Here is a 17,827-nt window from a genome sequence, read left to right as displayed (position 1 = left end):
CTACTGACTGAGTGTTTTTATCATAATAATATCCGTCTGTCCTTCATCTCCCATAAAAAAGGAGTGGGAGTCTGCAGATACAAATCCCATCTTCTCGTAAAACGAAAGAGCATTTTCATTCTTTTCCCAAACACCGAGCCATGCTTGTTCTTTACGAAGCGAAACCGCTATTTCCAGTGCTTTGAGAAGCAGATGTTTGCCAATCCCTTGTCTTTGAAAGGTATGTTTCACATAGATCCTTTCAATCTCAAGAGAGTCCGCACCCATTTCTTCCGTCTGGGCACTTCCCGTATTGACCTTTAGATATCCAGCCAATTCGTCTTCCACACGAATGAAAAAGAATTGAGAAGCCGTATTGACGAGTTCCCGTTCCAATTTCCTGATGGAAAACGCTTTTTCCAGATATGCTTTCAAGTTCTCAGGGGTATTTTGTTCCTTGAATGTGTCTTGGAACGTTTCAATACTGATTTCCTGCAGGATTTGTAAATCATCGCGGGTGCATCTTTCCATTATGATATCCATAGGCAATTTCCAGCTCCTGTCGCTCATTAGTAGCTTCGCTTATTTCCCTTTTTGACGAATTCCCAATCTTTTTCTATATTCTTTCTGACTCTCTGAAGAAGAGAAAAAGTGAGTTCCATTTCGCTCTCGGAAAATCCTTCAAAGGCATTCTTATTTGAATGCTCATTTTCTCTCAGGATGAAAGGATATACACGCTTCCCTATTTCAGTCGGAACAAGTCTTCTGATTTTTTTATTCTGCGGATCATTCTTCTTCTCGATGAATTCGTTCATTTCCAGTTTTTTTACGGCCCGGGCTGCTGTTGTGCGGTCCACTTTTATCATATCAGCCAGTTTTTCCTGTATGATTCCCGGGTTCTCACAGATGCGTACCAGATACAAGTACTGCCCTTTGGTCAGGTCGTATTCCTTGAATTCAATATTGCTTATGGAATCCAGCGCTCTTGCGATCATTCCGATTTCACGAAGTATCTCAGTCATACGGACCTCCTCTGCCAGCAGATGAACTGCTGTACTATAGTCTACATGTTTATTGTTGTATTTGCAACAATAAAAAGATTGCAGGGAGTCGGTAAACAGAGAATGACAGCAAGGACCTCCACCGGTGCCAAATAGGCTCGGTCCTTACTGGACTGCTCTCTTTTTCCGGAACGGCCAGCAGAAAACAATCAGGATACCGCCTGCAATCATCGTCAGCAGCGGATGTAACAGAGGGAAGAAGAAAGAGGGATAGGCATGCCACAGGTCGGTGTAATATCCGACTGACGTCGGCGCCAGATGGCCATTCGCCAGCAGTTTCGTTTCAAAGCCATCCCGATCCGCATACCCGAAGTCGGTGCGCGTCACGTCCCCGGCATCACTCACCCTGTAGTAGGTATACTGCAGTTCCTCTTCAGGCACCCATCCGATATGGTCTCCCTCTGCATTTGCGGAAATTGTTTCTTTCGTCCGTTTCAGCGCCAGGACAAACGAAGTCTCGCCCGCCTTCTTATCCTCCACGAGGAAATACGCAATATCTCCGAAATAGCGGTTCAGGCCCTCTTGCTCCGATCGGACGGGGTACGCCGGCAGCCGATCGATTTCTTTTCCGTTCACCTTGACTGCTATATCGGAAAACGACATTTCATTCTCCCACGGGTCTATGTACTCAGGCTTCTCCAATGGCGTTTCGTCAATCGTGATTTCCTGGCCGTTGAACTTGTACAAGGCAGGGGTCGGCGGTTCTCCTTCGGAAATGTCAGTGAACCGGTACTTCCCGTCCATCCGCTGGTCATGGATATATTCGAGCGCCATCGGACCCGCCCAAGGCAGTGAGACTGCCAGCAGCACAATGCCGATGATGAACCCTGTTGCTTTTTTCATTCAATCACTTCCTCATCTAAAGACATGAAATATTGAGGAATTCCTTACTGCCCATCCAGCCGCTTCAGCAGATGGCTGGTGAACGCTTTGAAGTCTTCCAAATGGTTTCTACGATGGATTGAAGGATATTGCTATCGATCACCTGATAATCATGGACAGCATTATTGCGAAAACCGATCATCCGAATCAAATTCTGAGCAAGTTCTTTAGATATAATTTCATTATCCTGCAAAAGTACAAAAGCTTCCCGACTGGCTTTCGGAATTCCTAACCGGTCCTCACTGACAATATGCATTGCCAAATCAATACTAGCTTCACAAGCTCGCTGTATATTCAGGACGATACTATCCTGCTTTGTGTAATCCGCCAAATTTGCAGGATTGCCTTCATAAACTTCATGAATACGGGAAGTACACCATTCGATAATAGCCGCCTTATTTAAAATGATGTCTTCATTCACCGTATACACTTCCTCTCTGCTTAATCGCCTCGAGTATGCCTGCTCTCTGCTCATTTAAGACTGCATACATTTTGTAGGCCAACACACGCTGTTTGATGAATTCATCAGTATCACGACAAGATATCTTTATGCCCGTGGAGAATATTTGGAAGGCGAGAACTGTATTTGCATCTCGTAAGTTAACGAGATCTACATCGCATCCTGCAATGGCCGCCAACTCATTAGCAAGCATCATACGATCATAGCCAGATAACAACTTTTCACAGTAATAAGCAATATCCAGATCGCTGTCTGTGTGCGCTGTTCCTTTTGCGTAAGAGCCGAAAAGAATGACAAAGGCAGGGTTCACTCGTTCTTCCAAATGAGCCACAACGTATTCAATATTGTCTGGTCCTAACATCCGCTCCCTCTCCTTTCCACCCATCTCCGTCACCCCCGACCTTTCAGAATATCAATGAAATGCTTCAGGATACGGGCAGTCAGTCCCCAAACCGTATAGCCCTCATAGTCGAAGAACCATTCCTCCTGCATGCGGTTCGCCCGTTTGTATTTCTTGCCGTTATAGATCTTATCGAACGGGAAATCCGGCAGCGGAGCCGGCTGGACGGGCACCTTGTGAAGGACCGGTTCGTGTGCGAGCAGCCAGTCGAGCGGGATGGCGAACACTTCCTCGACTTCCGCGCGGTTGTAGGAATGGGCGATCTCATGGTAGTCGCAGATGCCGACGAACGGGTAGACGACGAACGACGGGGACGCGATATACGGACTCAGCTTGCCGGCGATCCGGACGGTTTCCGGATCAATGCCGAGTTCCTCATGGGTCTCCCGCAGCGCCGCCGCCATTGGCGAGGCATCCTCCGGGTCGATCCGTCCGCCCGGAAAGCTGATGTCCCCCGGCTGCTTACGCATTGAAAACGCGCGGACTTCGAAGACGACGTGCCACTCTCCTTCGTGCTCAACGAGCGGTATGAGCACCGCTGCGCGGAATGCTGTTTCCTCGCCGATGAACAAAGCATCATTTGCGGCCAGCCGCCGCTCCAATCCGTCGATATCCATCTCCATTGCCCCCTATGCACCGTGTTTCCTTCATCGTATCATTGATTGCCGAAGGCGGAAAGACCGGTCATTTTTCCGGCATGGCCGCCATCGCCTTCCGTTCAAACCCGCTCTCCCGCATAGCGGCGGCCAGGTCCTCACGCAGGGCAGGGATGTCCCGGCCGACCGGCTTCTTGTCCGCAATGACCTGCTGGCCGCCGATGAACACATCCCGGACATTGCCGGCGTTCGCCGAGTAGACGAGCGCCGAATACGGATCGAATATCGGGAACATGTTGACCGACTCCGTCTCGATCAGTACGAGGTCCGCCTGCTTGCCGATTTCGAGGGAGCCGATCGCCTCCAGGAACTCCACAGGCGTCTGGCCATGCTGCTGCCGGAACTGCTCCACCTCGAAATCCATTTCGCTGACATGCATCGTCCACGGCACACCATGGTCCGCCGACAGCCGATCCGCCCGCTGCAGCGATTCGACGGTATTCGTATACGGCGCATGCGGCGCGACCGTGGCCCGGATCCGACCGTGCTTATCCCACTTCGGCATGAACCGTTCCGCATACGCAAGACCGCCGAGCGGTTCCGGCACGTCCACCGTCACCGAATCGATCACCGTTTCCGCCAGTAACGCCCGCGCGTTCATCTCTTCTGCTGCCTGCGCCAGCGCCTCCTCGAAATAATACATATCGAAAAACGCCGTCACCCCGGCGAGCTGCATTTCCGCAATGGCATACTTGCCGCTCGCCGCTGCAAGCGCACTGTCCATGCACTCATTCTCCAGCGGGAACAAAAACCGCCGCAGCCGGTCCGGACAGTCATCCCCGAGCGACCGGAACGGGATCATTCCGATGTGGGTGTGCGTATTCACCATCCCGGGCATGAGGATCGCCCCGCGCGCATCGAGATGGCGGTCATACGCCACATCGGCCGGCAGGTCCTCCATCGGCCCGATGGCGAGGATCTGTTCCTCCGCCAGCACATAGCCATGCCGGTACTCCTCCATCTGTTCGTTCATCGTGAGAATCCATGCATTCGTGATCAGTGTCTTCATGGTCTTCCGCCTTTCCTCTCAGGGAGCCGTCCCAAATGTGCTTTATGTATTATCGTATCATGGATGGACAGGGCGGAGAGAGCCCTGTGTCCGGAGTATCGTAATGTGGCAAGACAATACAGGACTTGATAAAAAACATCTGCAAAAACGCATGAATTGCCTCTGCCATGCGCTTAGGTTTTCCATTTTATTCACCAGCCTGCTGCCTATACGCCGCCTGCACTATTTTCTGTTCACCCAAAAATTCTTTTGCCATCCTGGAATTACAAATAAATTAAACAGCAGTCATCGTCCCGAGAGAAATTCATCATGTTTCACGTGGAACTGCGGATGCTGAGGTTTATGGATACTCAGATGCTCCTTTCTACCCCATAAAACCGCTCCGTCGTTCTGAGCAGCTCCCGGTACACGGTGCCCGCCGGCAGTTGTTTCAGGCCGGCAATCGCCATGACACTTGCATGCAGCATGCGCGGGTCGGTCCGCTGCCCGGTGAACGGGCCTTCGAACGGCCACGGTCCGTCGGTTTCGACCATGAGTTGCGCGAGCGGGACGCGGCGGGCGATGTGCTGGATCTTCGGCCGGTAGACGACTTCCGGTGTGACTGATACGAGCCAGCCGTTCGTGATGATCCGATCGAGCGTACGGTCGCTGCCTTTGTACCAGTGGAAATGCGCCTGTTCTGCGCTGTGCAGCTCGAGCAGTTCGCAGACAGTCTCGGCATCCTTATAGACGGCATGGAGGGCAATCGGCAGTCCGCAATCCACCGCTTTCCGGATGAACTGCGACAGCACTTCTTCGTAGGGCGTACGGTCGATTGTCGGATCCCCCAGCCGCATGTACCACGGCAGGCCGACTTCCCCGACCGCTGCGATTCTGTGCTGCTCTTCGTCGATCAGCTGCAGCAGGGCGCCGAGCTCCTCTTCTGAAGGCAGCGGCTGTTCGGGATGAAACCCGATTGCCGGACGAATGCGGCTGTCCTGCCGGGCCAGCTCGAGTGTGCGGTGGGCCGATGCAAGATCGGTGGAGACGGCGACGAGCGCCCGGATGTCCGCCTCTTGCAGGCCATCCAGCAGCTTTCTGCGGTCCGCCTCTTCGTACTGATCCAGATGGATGTGTGCGTCGATCACCGGTTCCTTCGTCATTCCAAGCTCACCATCCGATTCTCAAGATATCGTGCATTCCCAAAAAATTCACCCAGCAGCCCATTGACCCGCTCCGCTTCCTCCAGATGCACCCAGTGGGTCGCGTTCTCGAAATAGACGACCCGGCCGTCGTCACAGAAATCGAGACTCCGGAGTGCGAGTCCCCGGCCGAGGAACTGGTCCCCCGCTCCCCAGATGACGAGGACAGGCACCGGCACCCGGAGCGGCGGCTGCGGGGAGAACAGCGTCTTCGCGTTCGCGCGGTACCAGTTGATCATCGACCGGAGTGCCCCGGGCTGTGCCCATGCCTGCTTGTAGGCGGCCAGATCCTCCTCCGTGAAGGCGCCCGGACGGCTGCTCGCCTCCAGCATGGCCGCCATCGGCTTGAATCCATCTGCGCTTAGCATCTTCTCCGGCACGCCGCGCAGCTGGAAGAACCCTGCGTATGAACTGCGCAGCAGCTGCAGCGGATGCGTCGCCGTATAGCCCGCCATCGCCGCCTCGTGCGGCGCATTGAGGATAACGAGCCGGTCAACGAGGTCCGGATACCGCCGGGCGACGTTCCACGCGACGATACCGCCCCAGTCATGCCCGACGACTATTGCTTTACCGCGTCCGGATGCCTCGATCAGTCCTGCAACGTCCGCTGCAAGCTCCTCCACCCGGTAGGCGGACACCGGCTCCGGTTTATCGCTCCGGTTATAGCCCCGCTGGTCGGGCGCCCACACTCGGTACCCCTGTTCTGCCAAATAGTCCATCTGCTGATGCCAGCCGTACCAGAATTCCGGGAACCCATGCAGCAGCACAACCAGCTCTCCCTCCACGGATCCCTGCTGGACGACATGGAGGCGGACACCGTTCACGTCGATATACGTATGTTCTCGTGAAGAAGACATGAAAAAACCCTCCTTTATAGGATGAATGAATCCGTTCCGCTGCCTGCATACCGCGGACAGCGCTCTGGTTTCATCTATACCCTGAAAAGGAGGGGTGTATCCGGCCGCCGAGGATAGCGCGCGCCGCGTGGTAACCGCTCAGCGCAGACGACAGCGTTCCCGGGCCGGGAAACGACTGCTCGCCGGCCAGGTAGAAATCCGGCAGCGGCGAGCGTACGCTGTTCGGCTGGAGAATGGCATTCCGCACGGTCAGGGGGAACCCGCCGACCGCCGTCTTGCCGATATAGCGGTCATAGGTCGCCGGTGTTCCCGCGTCCGAGCGATGCACATAGCGCTCGATCGGCATCACGTCTTCGATTGCGGCAAGCATCGCATCCGCCAATGCCCGTTTTCTCTCGGCATATATCTCCTTCGGCCGCCGTTCCCAACCGCCGGGCTCCGTATGGATGGAACAGGTCATCATGATTTCGCCATTGATCGGTTCACCATGCCCGTCCGCAGACGGCAGGAACGTAACGTACACTGGTCCGTGGCCGCCTGCCTCGTAGACCGGGTGTCCAGCTGCCGGTTGGATCTGCAGCGCGAACGGCAGCGTCCGGCCGGCCAGGTGCTCCTCAGCAAATCGCTCATCCAGCACCGCGTCGATCCGGAACGCCCCCCACGAGAACGCATCGTCCTCCGCATGGCTCGTTCCGATGCCGAACGACACACCCGTGCTGTTAAGGACCACGTCATATAGGTCGCTGCGTTTCCGGGTCACAACCCGCCAGCTCGAATCCTCCCGGATGAGAGACGTCACTGGGGAACTCATCACGACTTCCCCGCCAAGCCCGCGGATCCGGTCTGCCAGCAGCTCACTCAGCTGCCCGAGACCGCCCTCGACGAAGTAGCTGCCCCGCCGGTAAATGTCGAGTGCAAGACTCGCCGGCAGCAGTGCCGCGTGACCGCAATCCGTCTGCGCCGCATCCATCAGCTGCGCATCCAGGAATTGCCGGAACGGCGCATACGACCCGAGTCCGTGGGCGTTCAGCAGATCCCCGACCGTCCAGAGCGCACGGCGGGCGACCGGCAGCAGCCGCGCCGGGTGACGCAGCGCGTACCCCGGCAAGTGGCCGAGATCATACAGCCGGCGCACCGGCAGCGACACGCCCGTCGCCGTCACACCGAACACCGTCCCGCCGATCTGTGACAGCTCCTTCCAGAACGCCAGCACCTCCGCCGCCCTTTCCGGAAACACCCGGGCCAGCTCCGCCTTCCACCGCAGCCGGTCCTGGTACACCGACACCGTCCGATCCGGCAGCACCACATCCATCGGGTGCGCAAGCCGCACCGCGGGCACCTCGATTCCGAGACCGCCGAACAGTCCCGTCAGGAGCCCGCCGTCCTCCAGCCCGAACGCCACCGTCGCCCCCGCCGGAAACCGCCGGTCCTGCCGCACATATGCCCCCGCCGAACCGCCCACCGTCTTCGCCTTCTCCAGCACCGTCACCCGGCACCCCGCCTGCGCCAGAAACGCCCCCGCCGTCAGCCCGCTGATGCCGCCGCCGAGGATGCAGATGGATTGGGTCATGGGATCACTGCCTTTCTCTACATCTGGTTGTTTTCTAAAAACATCTGTATCTCATCAAATAGAGGACAACGAATTTGTCACATACAGCTTCCTCCGATATACACTCAGGACCATGCCAAGCAAGAAGGCATGAATCAGCAGAGGCAGCAGTCCATAACTGATGAACGGCAGCGACATGCCGGTAAGTGGAAGAAATCCAAATATCATAAGAATGGAGTATAGGCTCTGCATGCTGTAAACAGTCACGGAAGCCAGGATGAGTAACTTTCCGAAAGACCGCGGCAAGGTGCGGGCCATCCAGGCAACCCGGATCGTGACAGCGAGCAGAAGCATAATGACCAGGACTCCAGCAACATATCCATAGGAATGGATGAGCTGCACTAATGCGTAGTCTGTATGTGCTTCAGGTATATAGGTATTCATCTCCGCTCCGAAAAGTCCTGCCTCAGCGAGCGCCTCCTTCAATAGAAGTATCATATAACCTGCCGAATCACTATAGCTTTCAGGGTTCAGAAATGCCGTAATACGCTCTGTCTGATAAGGCGCAAGCAAGCGGTGATAAGCGTATACACCGAAAGCGGCTATACAGAGTCCAATTCCCCCTGCGGCAGAAAATACACCGATTTTGACTCTTCGTGAAAAATAACTGTACCCGAAAAGAACAGCAGAGACCGCCATATAGAGCATCAGGACGGTCAAGTTGGACAGCAACGTGAATAGCAGGATCGGTACTAGGGTGAAGCCGGCAAGCTGCCACCCCTTCCACTTGGGTGCTGTGAAAAAACCGGCCATCGAGGTGACCAAAAAGGGAAGTGCCATCCACGTCTGCAGACGAAGCGGACCAATCTGCAGCATCGCCTGCCCATTCACGTAAGTGGCCGGCAGAAGCCACAGACACACTAACAGTACTATGGCACCCGCATAGAACGGCAGACTGAAACGCTGCAGTTTCCTGTAATCGATATAGATCAAAGCTGCAATGATCCCTACTCCAATACCGACATGCAAGAGCCTATGCTGGACAAAGTAACCTGTCAGATCAGAGTCGAATTGCTGCTGGAAATCGGCGGAGAAAAGCGGTAAGAAGCCAGCAGCCAGCAACAAAGAAATGATGCCAATCAGCCAGAAATCCCATGCCGGCCGATGAATTTTATTCATGGACTTTCCAAGCTGGGACGCGGAACCCATCGCCGCCACCGTTTTCTGTTCCGCTTCTTCCTCCGGATAGCCATTGCGCAGCCAGGCCTGTTTCGACTCCTCCAGGTGGTTCTGTAATTCGACAGCCACATGGCGGCGTGCCTCCTTCGAGCGGATGAAGCGGGTGACAGCTTGTACAAAAGCCTCACTGGACATCGGCTCTCGCCTCCCTCAGTAAGCTTCCATCCGCCTGTTTCTCCCGTGGCCGCTCGCGGAAGAATGCCTTTGTTCCGAGCTTCGTGACTTGATAGTATTTTTGTCCGTCTGCCCAGCTGGCAGCGAGCCAGCCGTTCTGTTCAGCATCATGCAGAATCGAGTACACCAGTCCTTCATGACCTGCAATCAGACGGACGCCGCGCGCATGCAGCAGCTGCGTCAGCTCCATGCCGGTCTTCGGCTTCGTCAGCAGCGGAAGAATCGTTTCTGTCAATCGCTCCGCGTTCAGCTGGCTGCGGATCTGTTCCTGATGTGTGTCCGTAAATTCGGTACGTCGGAACAAGGTCCGATCCATGGTTTTTTTCAAATCACGCAAACGATCTTCCATCCTATCCACGCTCCAATCGATTTTGTAATAGCTGTTTCGCCCGGCGCAGCCTCGTCTTGACCGTGCCTTCCTTCACTTGAAGGATTTCCGCGATATCTTTCATCGTCCGGTCCTCGTAATAACAGAAATAGATGACTTCCCGATACATTACCGGCAAAGCGGAGACCGCGCGGATCAGTTCCTCGCCCTGTTCCTGCTGCAGAATCTCCTGTTCCACCCCGTCCGGACCCTTCCCGCAGTCCAGGCCATCTTCCCCGGAAACCTCCACATGCCGGGCATACCAGCTCTTCAGATAATCTTTCGAGTGGTTGATGGCAATGCGCCACAGCCACGTTTTCATAGACGCGTCATGCTGAAAAGCAGGCAGTGCCTTATAGCACTTCAAGAAGATCTCCTGCGTCAGATCTTCAGCCAGCGCCAAGTTATGTACATACTGCATCACCAGCTGCAGAATCTCCTGACCATAGTCCGTCATCAGCTGATCGATGATCATGTCATCCGTATGCGCCGGTGACTGGTCGAGTGAATAACTATCCATCGGCTTGTCCCCTTTCAATACATTAGACGAGTGTCGGTGAGTGATAGTTTGGGTGGTGAGGAAATTTTTCCTTTCCCCGTCTGCTTATTAATATATTTGATTGCCAAGTCGGAATGAGTTATGTAGGAAAGACCAATAACCTGACTTACTGTGATGTCGAGTAAGCAGGTCATTTAGCAAAACGATTTATTATTTATGATATGGCTATCCGTACTGAATCCAATTGAGAATTATTTCCATATTCTAATAGATACTACTCATCATTCATGGGTGAAACCACCACAATGGTGCTATGTTCAACAGCAGAATTTAAATAAAGTTCGTAAATTAAATAAAAAACATGGTTTCACTCAATCAAACCAAGGATATTACCAACTAAACACGTACTATTATTTTAAATTTAACTTTAACGTACGTATTTAGTGTTGTAATTATAAAAACCCTCTGTTATACTCACAATTAATTCACTTTGAATAGTATTCTCACCTACTCTCCACATGCAGATCACACTAGCTTCTAACAATCAAACTAACTAATAATATATTAACAACACCTATCCATTAAATGCTTAGCTGGTATGATTTATAAATTGCACTGAGGGGGGTACTGGGTAGAAATACTATTCATTGAAAATAATTTCAGGGACGAGGAGATTACTTTGAAGAAAATAAAACTGGCTGGATTCATGGCATGTTCGATTTTTTTAGCAGCAATGGTATCAGGCTGCAACTCATCAGCTAAAAGCGGGGCAGAAGCTGAACAACGTCCAATTATTGTCCAAGGGCCTATGCCCATCGAAGCTGAAAAGTTCGCTGACAAATTAGACGATGCGGAAGTTGAAAAGTCCGGGAACTTTGTCTTTTATAAAGGAACCATCGATGGCTACCCTGTAATTGTTACAAAGACTAGTAAAGGGATGGAAAACACGGCGGCTGCGACCGCATTGGCAATTGAAAAGTACAACCCCATTGCGATTATAAATCAGGGAACTTCAGGCGGACATGATCCCGACTTACATGTATTCGATATTGTATTAGGTAAAAGAACGGTTAATATCGGTTCGTTAAAGACCGAGTCTGCTGAGGAGAATGAAGGAATGGATCCTTCGCTTTGGAAGCCTATGGACTTAATGGCTTCTGAAGGAAGTGCCGGAGAAGATCCTGATGCAGAGAAGATTCGCTACTTTGAAGGCGACAAGGGGTTATTGGCAGCAGCGAATGCGGTTAAAGACCAATATGACCAAGGCCAGGTTGTCGAAGGCACTATCGGATCTGCGGATCTCTGGAACAATGAAGTTGATCGCATCAAGTGGTTCCACGAAAAGTACGGTACTTCCGTTGAAGAAATGGAAGGTGCTGCGGCGGCACAAATTTCGGATAGCTACGGTGTCCCTTTCCTAGGTATTCGGATCCTTTCCAATAACAAAACAAATGACGGTCAATATAACCCAGATACGGCAGCTGCCAATCAGGAATATATTCACCTTGTTTTGAAACAATATATCTCTAATTTAAAATAATGGGCTGCGATTCCCGACATAAAGAAGAAGAGGACGGTATATTCAGTACTCCGTCCTCTTCTTCTTTTGAGTTGAATCCTATTCATTAAAAAGCTGGAATCGCGGTTTCATCATAGTTTTCTTCTAAGAATTTTCGAACTACGTCTGATGTCATCGCTTTTGATAACTTTTGAATCGGCTCCCACTCTTTATTGTCCTCCCGGGCAATCAACGTGATGGCAAAGTCGTTTTCAACACCTTCTGTTAGAAGTGCATCACTTTTTGGTGTTAAGTTCAATGGCGCAGCGTATGCCGGTGTCATAACGACTGCATCTGCATCATCGTACATTCTTGCAAGCATAAGTAAATCCACTTCTTTAAACTGATAGTCATTCGGATTTTCAATAATATCCGCCTTCGTATAATAAGGCCCTTCTTTGTCTTTAAGCTTGATCAAGTCTTGCTGAGCTAACAATGCCAACGAGCGGTCAATATTTGAAATATCATTCGCAATTGCAATGCTGGCCCCTTTTGGTAATTGTTCCATCGAGTCATAGTCTTTTGAATAGACTCCGTAGTTGGCAAAATAGATCGGTGTAATCGGAACTAAGTCCGCATTGTTATTCCGATTGAATTCTTCCATGTACGGTACGTGTTGGAAAAAGTTAGCGTCCACCTCTTCTGCTGCCAGCGCGCTGTTCGGTTGGACGTTATCGCCCAATACAACGATTTCAAGGTCAACGCCTTCTTCTGCTAATGTTGGTTTCACCAATTCTAGAATTTCTGTCATTGGCGGGATGAGGGATGCTACTTTCAATGTGACGTTCTCTTCTTCTTTAGGCGGCGTTTTTTCAGGTTCACTAGAAGAATCTGATTTACTGCAGCCTGCTGCTGCTAGAATGCTGCTCATCACTAAAAATAAAATAAATTTTTTCATTGTTTTCTCCCATTCTCTATCTTTTGTCAATCCATCTGGATATAGTGGTTCCTGCAAATTGAATTAGCTGAACAAGTATGATCATAATCCCAATCATATAAATCATTAAATCTGTCTTAAACTGCTGATAGCCATACCGAATTGCAAAATCACCGATTCCCCCGCCACCTACGACTCCCATAATTGTTGAATACGAAATGAAACTGATGATGGAAGTCGTAAGTCCAAGGACAAGTCCTGAACGGGCTTCCACGTATAAAAACTTAAAAATGACTTCTTTCAATGAAGCCCCCATTGAAATTGCTGCTTCCATCACTCCTTTAGGTACATCCAATAAAGCTTGTTCCACTAGTCGTGAATAGTGGGCAATCGCAATAATCGAGAGTGGCACGGTTGCAGCAGCAGTACCGATTGCCGTTCCAATCACTAGTCTAGTAAAAGGAATCAAAAAGACCACGAGCAGTAAAAACGGAAAGGAACGGATGACATTCACGAGGAAATTGACTGTGCCAAAAACAAGTAGGTTTTCAAACACTTGTCCTTTACGACACAGAAACAGCAGAGTTCCGACGGGCAGTCCTACTAAGACAGCTGCAATGATAGAAATTCCCACCATGATGAACGTTTCTGCAATTGCCTGCCCTATTTCGGCTTGATATTGAACGAGTACTTCAGGCATGTGGATCACCATTTTTCATAAGCTGCTGCAGAAGGTGTGCTGCTGTATTTTCCGTTGCTTCAATCCCCTTCGGTGTAATCGTTACCGTATCGTGGACGGATCCATCTGATAGAACGGTAACGCGGTTACACAGGCTTTTGATGACGTCCATCTCATGTGTCACGAGAACAATGGTAACGCCCAATCTCTTGTTGATATCGGACAGCACTGCGAGAATCTCAGCAGTCGTGTGAGGGTCGAGTGAAGACGTGGGTTCATCACACAACAACACGTCAGGATGGTTCGCGAGCGCTCTCGCAATAGCTACGCGTTGTTTCTGCCCACCGCTTAGTTGTGCTGGATAGTTTGTCATGAAACGTTCCAGTCCAACAAACCGAAGACATTCTATTGCACGGTTCTGACGGTCTGTTTTCGGATAGTTTGCAAGTTCAAGCGCTACCACGACATTTTGATAAACGGTTTTATTGGCCACTAAGTTAAAGTGTTGAAAAATCATGCCGATGGATTTACGTACTTGCCGAAGTTGTTTGGAGTTAAATACGGTCAGCTTTTGTTTATTCACTTCAACTTCGCCTGAGTCTGGTGCTTCCAATAAGTTCATCATTCGTAACAATGTCGATTTCCCTGAACCACTAGCACCTATGATGCCATGTATGTCGCCTTGTGCAATGGAGAGAGTAATGGAATGAATGACGGGAACCCCGTTAAACGTTTTACTGACATTATGTAAAGAAATCAAAGTATTTCCCCTCTCTATTCGAAAAAGGCGACTGCAGCCTTTATGAGTATAGCGTACTATGAATACGCTGTCATATTCTCTGCAAAAAGGATTAAAAAAGGCAGGCTCCAGATACGATGCGGAGTCTGCCTTTTGAGTTCCAGCTGGATCTTGGGCTAATTCTGAATGTCAGTTCCTTTGTGGAATACCTAATAAATCGGTCACCACATCCGCGTCTTTTCTATCTAAATGCATACCTCACTCTAGTTAGTATATCACTTGCATGCATTTTCTATAGTTAAACCTGTCTGTATTGCTTCTTCCCTCAATTAGAAACCGTATTTACTTATGATACGGTTCCCCTCGCATAATCCGGAACCCCCGATACACCTGCTCCAGTAAGATCAGTTTCATCAGCTGGTGCGGAAACGTCATCTTCGAGAACGACAGCAGCTCATCCGCACGCTTGTACACATCTGCATGCAGGCCGAGTGAGCCGCCGATGACGAAGGTGATTTTGCTTTTGCCGTACGTCATGAGCGACTGCAGGGTGTCGGCGAGCTGTTCGGATGTTTTTTGTTTGCCTTCGATGGCGAGGGCGATGACATGCGCGTCCGGGGAGATTTTCGCGAGGATGCGGTCTCCCTCCTTCTTTTTGACGATGTCCATGTCTGCCTCACTCAGCTGTTCGGGGGCTTTTTCGTCAGCGACTTCGATCAGATCGATTTTCGCATATGCGCCAAGCCGCTTCGTATATTCCTCGATGCCCATCTTCAAGTATTTCTCTTTCAGTTTTCCGACTGTTATGATTGTAATATTCACAGCGTTGTCCACCTTTTTTGAAAAGTTATTCACAATAGTTATGCACATATCCACACAGTCAGCTAGATGTTGTGTCCGATTGTACGTTCGTCACAATATATATTGGGACCTGGTCACAGTAACTGCATGTTGTGGATAACTTGACATCTTTTTTGACAGGTTCCATGGCAGGAAATGTTCCCTCGTTTGCAACGTACTCGTCAAGTGCCCGGTTTATATGGCTTTCACAGCTATAAATCTTCAATTCTACCGCCTCTTCCGTATTTTATTTTCCCCACACACTTATGCACAAATTTTCTGTTTTATCCACAAACCCGGTTTTGTTGATAAAAAAAGCAGGCACAATAGCGCTTTCTCTGCTATCGTGCCTGCTGTGGATAACTAAACGGTTTTGGTTATGCACATGTGCATCAGAACGAGTTGCCGTCTTTCAGCACCATGTCAATTGTAACAGGCTTGCCGTCCCGGTACACTTTCATGGTCATCTTGTCGCCGACCCGCTTCTCGTTGTACAGGTGTTTCCGGAGTTCGACCATATTGGTGATCTTCTCCCCATCCATTTCCACTATTGTATCATACTTTTCAACGCCTGCTGTCTGAGCCGGAGTATTCCGGAACACTTCTGTGACAACGACGCCGTCTTTCACATCTTTCGGCAGCTTGAGAACATCCTGCTGCTGGGCCGGTATCGTGCGCAGGTCGAGCAGGGAGACGCCCATCGTCGGCCGGTTCACTTCGCCGGTCTCTTCCAGCTGCTCGATAATTGGCAGCGCCAGATTGATCGGGATGGCGAGGCCGATCCCTTCGACCGTTTCTTCAGAAATCTTCATGGAGTTGATGCCGATCAGCTGGCCCGCCATGTTGATAAGCGCACCGCCGGAGTTGCCGGGGTTGATGGCTGCATCCGTCTGGAGGACATCCGCCTGCCAGTCGATGTTGCCGTCATTGTTCAGGTCCACCGGAATGGAGCGGTCCTTGCCGGAGATGACGCCGACTGTGACGGATCCTGCGAAACCTTCGCCGAGCGGGTTCCCGATCGCGATGACCGATTCTCCTCGCTTCAGTGCATCCGAATCTCCGAACTCAATCGTCGCGCCGATATCTTTCGCGTCAACAGTCACGACAGCGAGGTCCGTCCAGATATCACTGCCGACCAGTTCTCCTTTCAACTTGGTGCCGTCTTCCAGAGAAACTTCCAGTGCATACGCATCCTCGACCACGTGGTGGTTCGTGACGATGTATGCTTTGCCGTTCTCTTTTTTGTACAGGACGCCTGACCCCGTACCGATCGCCTGCGGGGCAGAGGACTGCGACCAGAAATCCTGGCCGCTCTGCAGGTTGGTGATACCGACGACTGTGTCGAGTGATTTGCCGACAACGTCCGTGATGTCACTGCTGATGTCGACGCTCACCTGCTGGCTGCTGCCCGGAGTATCCTTGACGGTTCCTGCCGTCTTCTCGACCGTTCCGTCTTTCGTTCCGCCTGTCGCAAACATGAGCAGCCACACGAGCAGGCCGCCAAGTATGGCACCAAATAAGGCAGGCAAAAAGCCGCCTCTCTTCTTGGGCGGTTCAGGGGGCGGCGGCGGGGTCTGCCGTCTGTACACCGGCTCCTCCGGCGATGTCAGCGGCTCGGGGGTGTCCGCCATCCGTTCAGCGTCCGGTTCCGTCGGCCGATGCAGCCGATCCTCTTCTCGTTCTCGATTGTAGTCATCCATGGCACTCGTCCTTTCGATTCAATTGTCTCTTACCACTGTACCCCAATTTGCTGATTTTAAAATGGAATTAGAGGGGGTCTCGGTAATTTAGACGTCAGGGGAGGAGGAATCGTTCCATTAGGGAGAGGAAGTAGGTGAGCAGGCTTGCTCGGATGCCGGGATAGCTTGAGCGTTCTGTCGCCCGCTTGAGCGTTCCGCCGCTCGCTTGAGCGTTTCGCCGCCCGCTTGAGCGCATCGCCGCCTGCTTGAGCGTTCCGCCGCCTGCTTGAGCGCATCGCCGCATCGCCGTCAAAACAAAAACCCCCGCAGCTGCGGGGGTTCCTAATCACACGAGGACGAGATCGGTCGGATTTTCTGCATCGGTATCGTGCAGATGGACATATTCGCCGGTTATGATGCCGCATGTCTGCAGTGTCTGTTCGACGCTCATGCGGGCGAGGTCCTTCATGTTGTTGTCGCGGCTCAGGTGAGACAGGTAGATCTGGGTCTCTTTCTGGCTGATGACGTCGTTCATCGCGATGGCGGCGTCCTCGTTCGAGACGTGGCCGACGTCACTCAGGATCCGGCGTTTGACGCTCCATGGGTAGCGGCCCATCTGCAGCATGCCGACGTCGTGGTTCGATTCGAAGACGAACGAGTCGGCGCTTTTGATGATGCCTTTCATCCGGTCGCTGACATAGCCGGTGTCCGTGATGATCGCGAGTTTCCGGTCCGCTTCATGGAAGACGTAGAACATCGGATCGGCAGCATCATGAGAGACGGCGAACGACTCGACTGACAGGGAGCCGAACGACTGGACGGTTTCCATGTCGAACTGGAACCGCTGATCGAGCGGAATCTCCCCGACCAGGCCGTCCATCGCCTGCCATGTTTTCTGGTTGGCGTAGATCGGAACACCGTGCTTCCGAGCGAGTACGCCGATACCTTTGATGTGATCGCTGTGCTCGTGTGTGACAAAAATTGCATTTATATGTTTCATCGAACGGCCGATTTTCGCAAGCTGTGCTTCGATCCGCTTGGCGGTGAATCCGGCGTCGACCAAGTAAGCGCCCGTGTCATTTTCGATATAGATGGAATTCCCAGTGCTGCCACTGGCAAGAACGCTGAATCGCATAGCTCTT

Annotated in this window: 20 protein-coding genes and 1 pseudogene; 1 reads left to right on the top strand and 20 read right to left on the bottom strand. The window is 51.8% G+C overall.

The features are described 5' to 3' along the window. The 13 genes and pseudogenes from paiA to QWT68_RS12275 form a co-directional block, all read right to left on the bottom strand. Positions 1–522 (bottom strand): spermidine/spermine N(1)-acetyltransferase, encoded by a 522-nt coding sequence (gene paiA / locus QWT68_RS12335; RefSeq protein ID WP_290148550.1) that lies wholly within the window; start codon positions 520–522, stop codon positions 1–3. A gap of 26 nt (positions 523–548) precedes the next feature. Next, entirely contained in the window at positions 549–1,001 is a 453-nt protein-coding gene (locus QWT68_RS12330; RefSeq protein ID WP_040285324.1) for a MarR family winged helix-turn-helix transcriptional regulator, read from the bottom strand. Positions 1,002–1,145: 144 nt separating this feature from the next. After that, a complete protein-coding gene (locus tag QWT68_RS12325; RefSeq protein ID WP_040285323.1) occupies positions 1,146–1,883 on the bottom strand; it encodes a hypothetical protein in 738 nt (245 codons plus the stop codon). 44 nt (positions 1,884–1,927) lie between these two features. Beyond that, positions 1,928–2,343, bottom strand: a pseudogene (gene hepT, locus QWT68_RS12320) (type VII toxin-antitoxin system HepT family RNase toxin). Further along, positions 2,336–2,743, bottom strand: a complete 408-nt coding sequence (mntA, locus tag QWT68_RS12315) for a type VII toxin-antitoxin system MntA family adenylyltransferase antitoxin (protein ID WP_290148549.1) — start codon at positions 2,741–2,743, stop codon at positions 2,336–2,338. Before mntA ends, hepT begins: the two are co-directional and overlap by 8 nt. Positions 2,744–2,772: 29 nt before the next feature. Continuing rightward, a complete protein-coding gene (locus tag QWT68_RS12310) occupies positions 2,773–3,399 on the bottom strand; it encodes an NUDIX hydrolase (RefSeq protein WP_290148548.1) in 627 nt (208 codons plus the stop codon). 67 nt (positions 3,400–3,466) lie between these two features. Further along, positions 3,467–4,447 (bottom strand): amidohydrolase family protein, encoded by a 981-nt coding sequence (locus tag QWT68_RS12305; protein ID WP_290148547.1) that lies wholly within the window; start codon positions 4,445–4,447, stop codon positions 3,467–3,469. Between the two features lie 350 nt (positions 4,448–4,797). Then, positions 4,798–5,589: a TatD family hydrolase gene (locus QWT68_RS12300; protein WP_040285320.1), complete on the bottom strand. Its 792-nt coding sequence runs from the start codon at positions 5,587–5,589 to the stop codon at positions 4,798–4,800. Continuing rightward, complete coding sequence (locus QWT68_RS12295; RefSeq protein ID WP_290148546.1) at positions 5,586–6,485, bottom strand: alpha/beta fold hydrolase; 900 nt, start codon at positions 6,483–6,485, stop codon at positions 5,586–5,588. The genes QWT68_RS12300 and QWT68_RS12295 overlap by 4 nt, the downstream gene beginning before the upstream one ends. Before the next feature lie 70 nt (positions 6,486–6,555). Beyond that, positions 6,556–8,055, bottom strand: a complete 1,500-nt coding sequence (locus QWT68_RS12290) for a phytoene desaturase family protein (RefSeq protein ID WP_290148545.1) — start codon at positions 8,053–8,055, stop codon at positions 6,556–6,558. 54 nt (positions 8,056–8,109) lie between these two features. After that, complete coding sequence (locus QWT68_RS12285; RefSeq protein ID WP_290148544.1) at positions 8,110–9,408, bottom strand: FtsW/RodA/SpoVE family cell cycle protein; 1,299 nt, start codon at positions 9,406–9,408, stop codon at positions 8,110–8,112. After that, positions 9,398–9,796 (bottom strand): helix-turn-helix transcriptional regulator, encoded by a 399-nt coding sequence (locus QWT68_RS12280; protein WP_290148543.1) that lies wholly within the window; start codon positions 9,794–9,796, stop codon positions 9,398–9,400. The genes QWT68_RS12285 and QWT68_RS12280 overlap by 11 nt, the downstream gene beginning before the upstream one ends. Before the next feature lies 1 nt (position 9,797). Continuing rightward, positions 9,798–10,334, bottom strand: coding sequence for a sigma-70 family RNA polymerase sigma factor (locus QWT68_RS12275; protein WP_290148542.1), 537 nt, complete (start codon positions 10,332–10,334; stop codon positions 9,798–9,800). A 658-nt stretch (positions 10,335–10,992) separates the two neighbouring features. Here QWT68_RS12275 and QWT68_RS12270 point away from each other — a divergent pair. Next, positions 10,993–11,853 carry a 5'-methylthioadenosine/S-adenosylhomocysteine nucleosidase gene (locus QWT68_RS12270; RefSeq protein ID WP_290148541.1) on the top strand — a complete coding sequence of 287 codons (861 nt, stop codon included), beginning with the start codon at positions 10,993–10,995 and terminating at the stop codon, positions 11,851–11,853. Positions 11,854–11,938: 85 nt separating this feature from the next. Here the strand turns inward: QWT68_RS12270 and QWT68_RS12265 are convergent, their stop codons facing one another. The 7 genes from QWT68_RS12265 to QWT68_RS12235 all read right to left on the bottom strand — a co-directional run bounded on the left by QWT68_RS12265 (position 11,939) and on the right by QWT68_RS12235 (position 17,820). Next, on the bottom strand, positions 11,939–12,769 hold the full coding sequence (locus tag QWT68_RS12265; RefSeq protein WP_290148540.1) for a MetQ/NlpA family ABC transporter substrate-binding protein: 831 nt from the start codon (positions 12,767–12,769) through the stop codon (positions 11,939–11,941). Positions 12,770–12,785: 16 nt separating this feature from the next. Further along, positions 12,786–13,448, bottom strand: a complete 663-nt coding sequence (locus QWT68_RS12260) for a methionine ABC transporter permease (RefSeq protein WP_290150486.1) — start codon at positions 13,446–13,448, stop codon at positions 12,786–12,788. After that, positions 13,441–14,187 carry a methionine ABC transporter ATP-binding protein gene (locus QWT68_RS12255; RefSeq protein ID WP_290148539.1) on the bottom strand — a complete coding sequence of 249 codons (747 nt, stop codon included), beginning with the start codon at positions 14,185–14,187 and terminating at the stop codon, positions 13,441–13,443. The genes QWT68_RS12260 and QWT68_RS12255 overlap by 8 nt, the downstream gene beginning before the upstream one ends. Before the next feature lie 321 nt (positions 14,188–14,508). Beyond that, a complete protein-coding gene (gene rlmH / locus QWT68_RS12250; protein ID WP_040285317.1) occupies positions 14,509–14,988 on the bottom strand; it encodes a 23S rRNA (pseudouridine(1915)-N(3))-methyltransferase RlmH in 480 nt (159 codons plus the stop codon). A gap of 58 nt (positions 14,989–15,046) precedes the next feature. Beyond that, on the bottom strand, positions 15,047–15,232 hold the full coding sequence (locus QWT68_RS12245; RefSeq protein WP_290148538.1) for a CxxH/CxxC protein: 186 nt from the start codon (positions 15,230–15,232) through the stop codon (positions 15,047–15,049). A gap of 166 nt (positions 15,233–15,398) precedes the next feature. Beyond that, a complete protein-coding gene (locus QWT68_RS12240; RefSeq protein ID WP_290148537.1) occupies positions 15,399–16,706 on the bottom strand; it encodes a S1C family serine protease in 1,308 nt (435 codons plus the stop codon). A gap of 325 nt (positions 16,707–17,031) precedes the next feature. Next, a complete protein-coding gene (locus QWT68_RS12235) occupies positions 17,032–17,820 on the bottom strand; it encodes an MBL fold metallo-hydrolase (RefSeq protein ID WP_040285316.1) in 789 nt (262 codons plus the stop codon). Positions 17,821–17,827 lie beyond the last annotated feature (7 nt).

This window comes from Sporosarcina trichiuri, assembly GCF_030406775.1.
Classification (GTDB): domain Bacteria; phylum Bacillota; class Bacilli; order Bacillales_A; family Planococcaceae; genus Sporosarcina; species Sporosarcina trichiuri.
The sequence above is the reverse complement of the archived record's forward strand: the minus strand, read 5'-3'. Positions and strand labels throughout refer to the sequence as shown.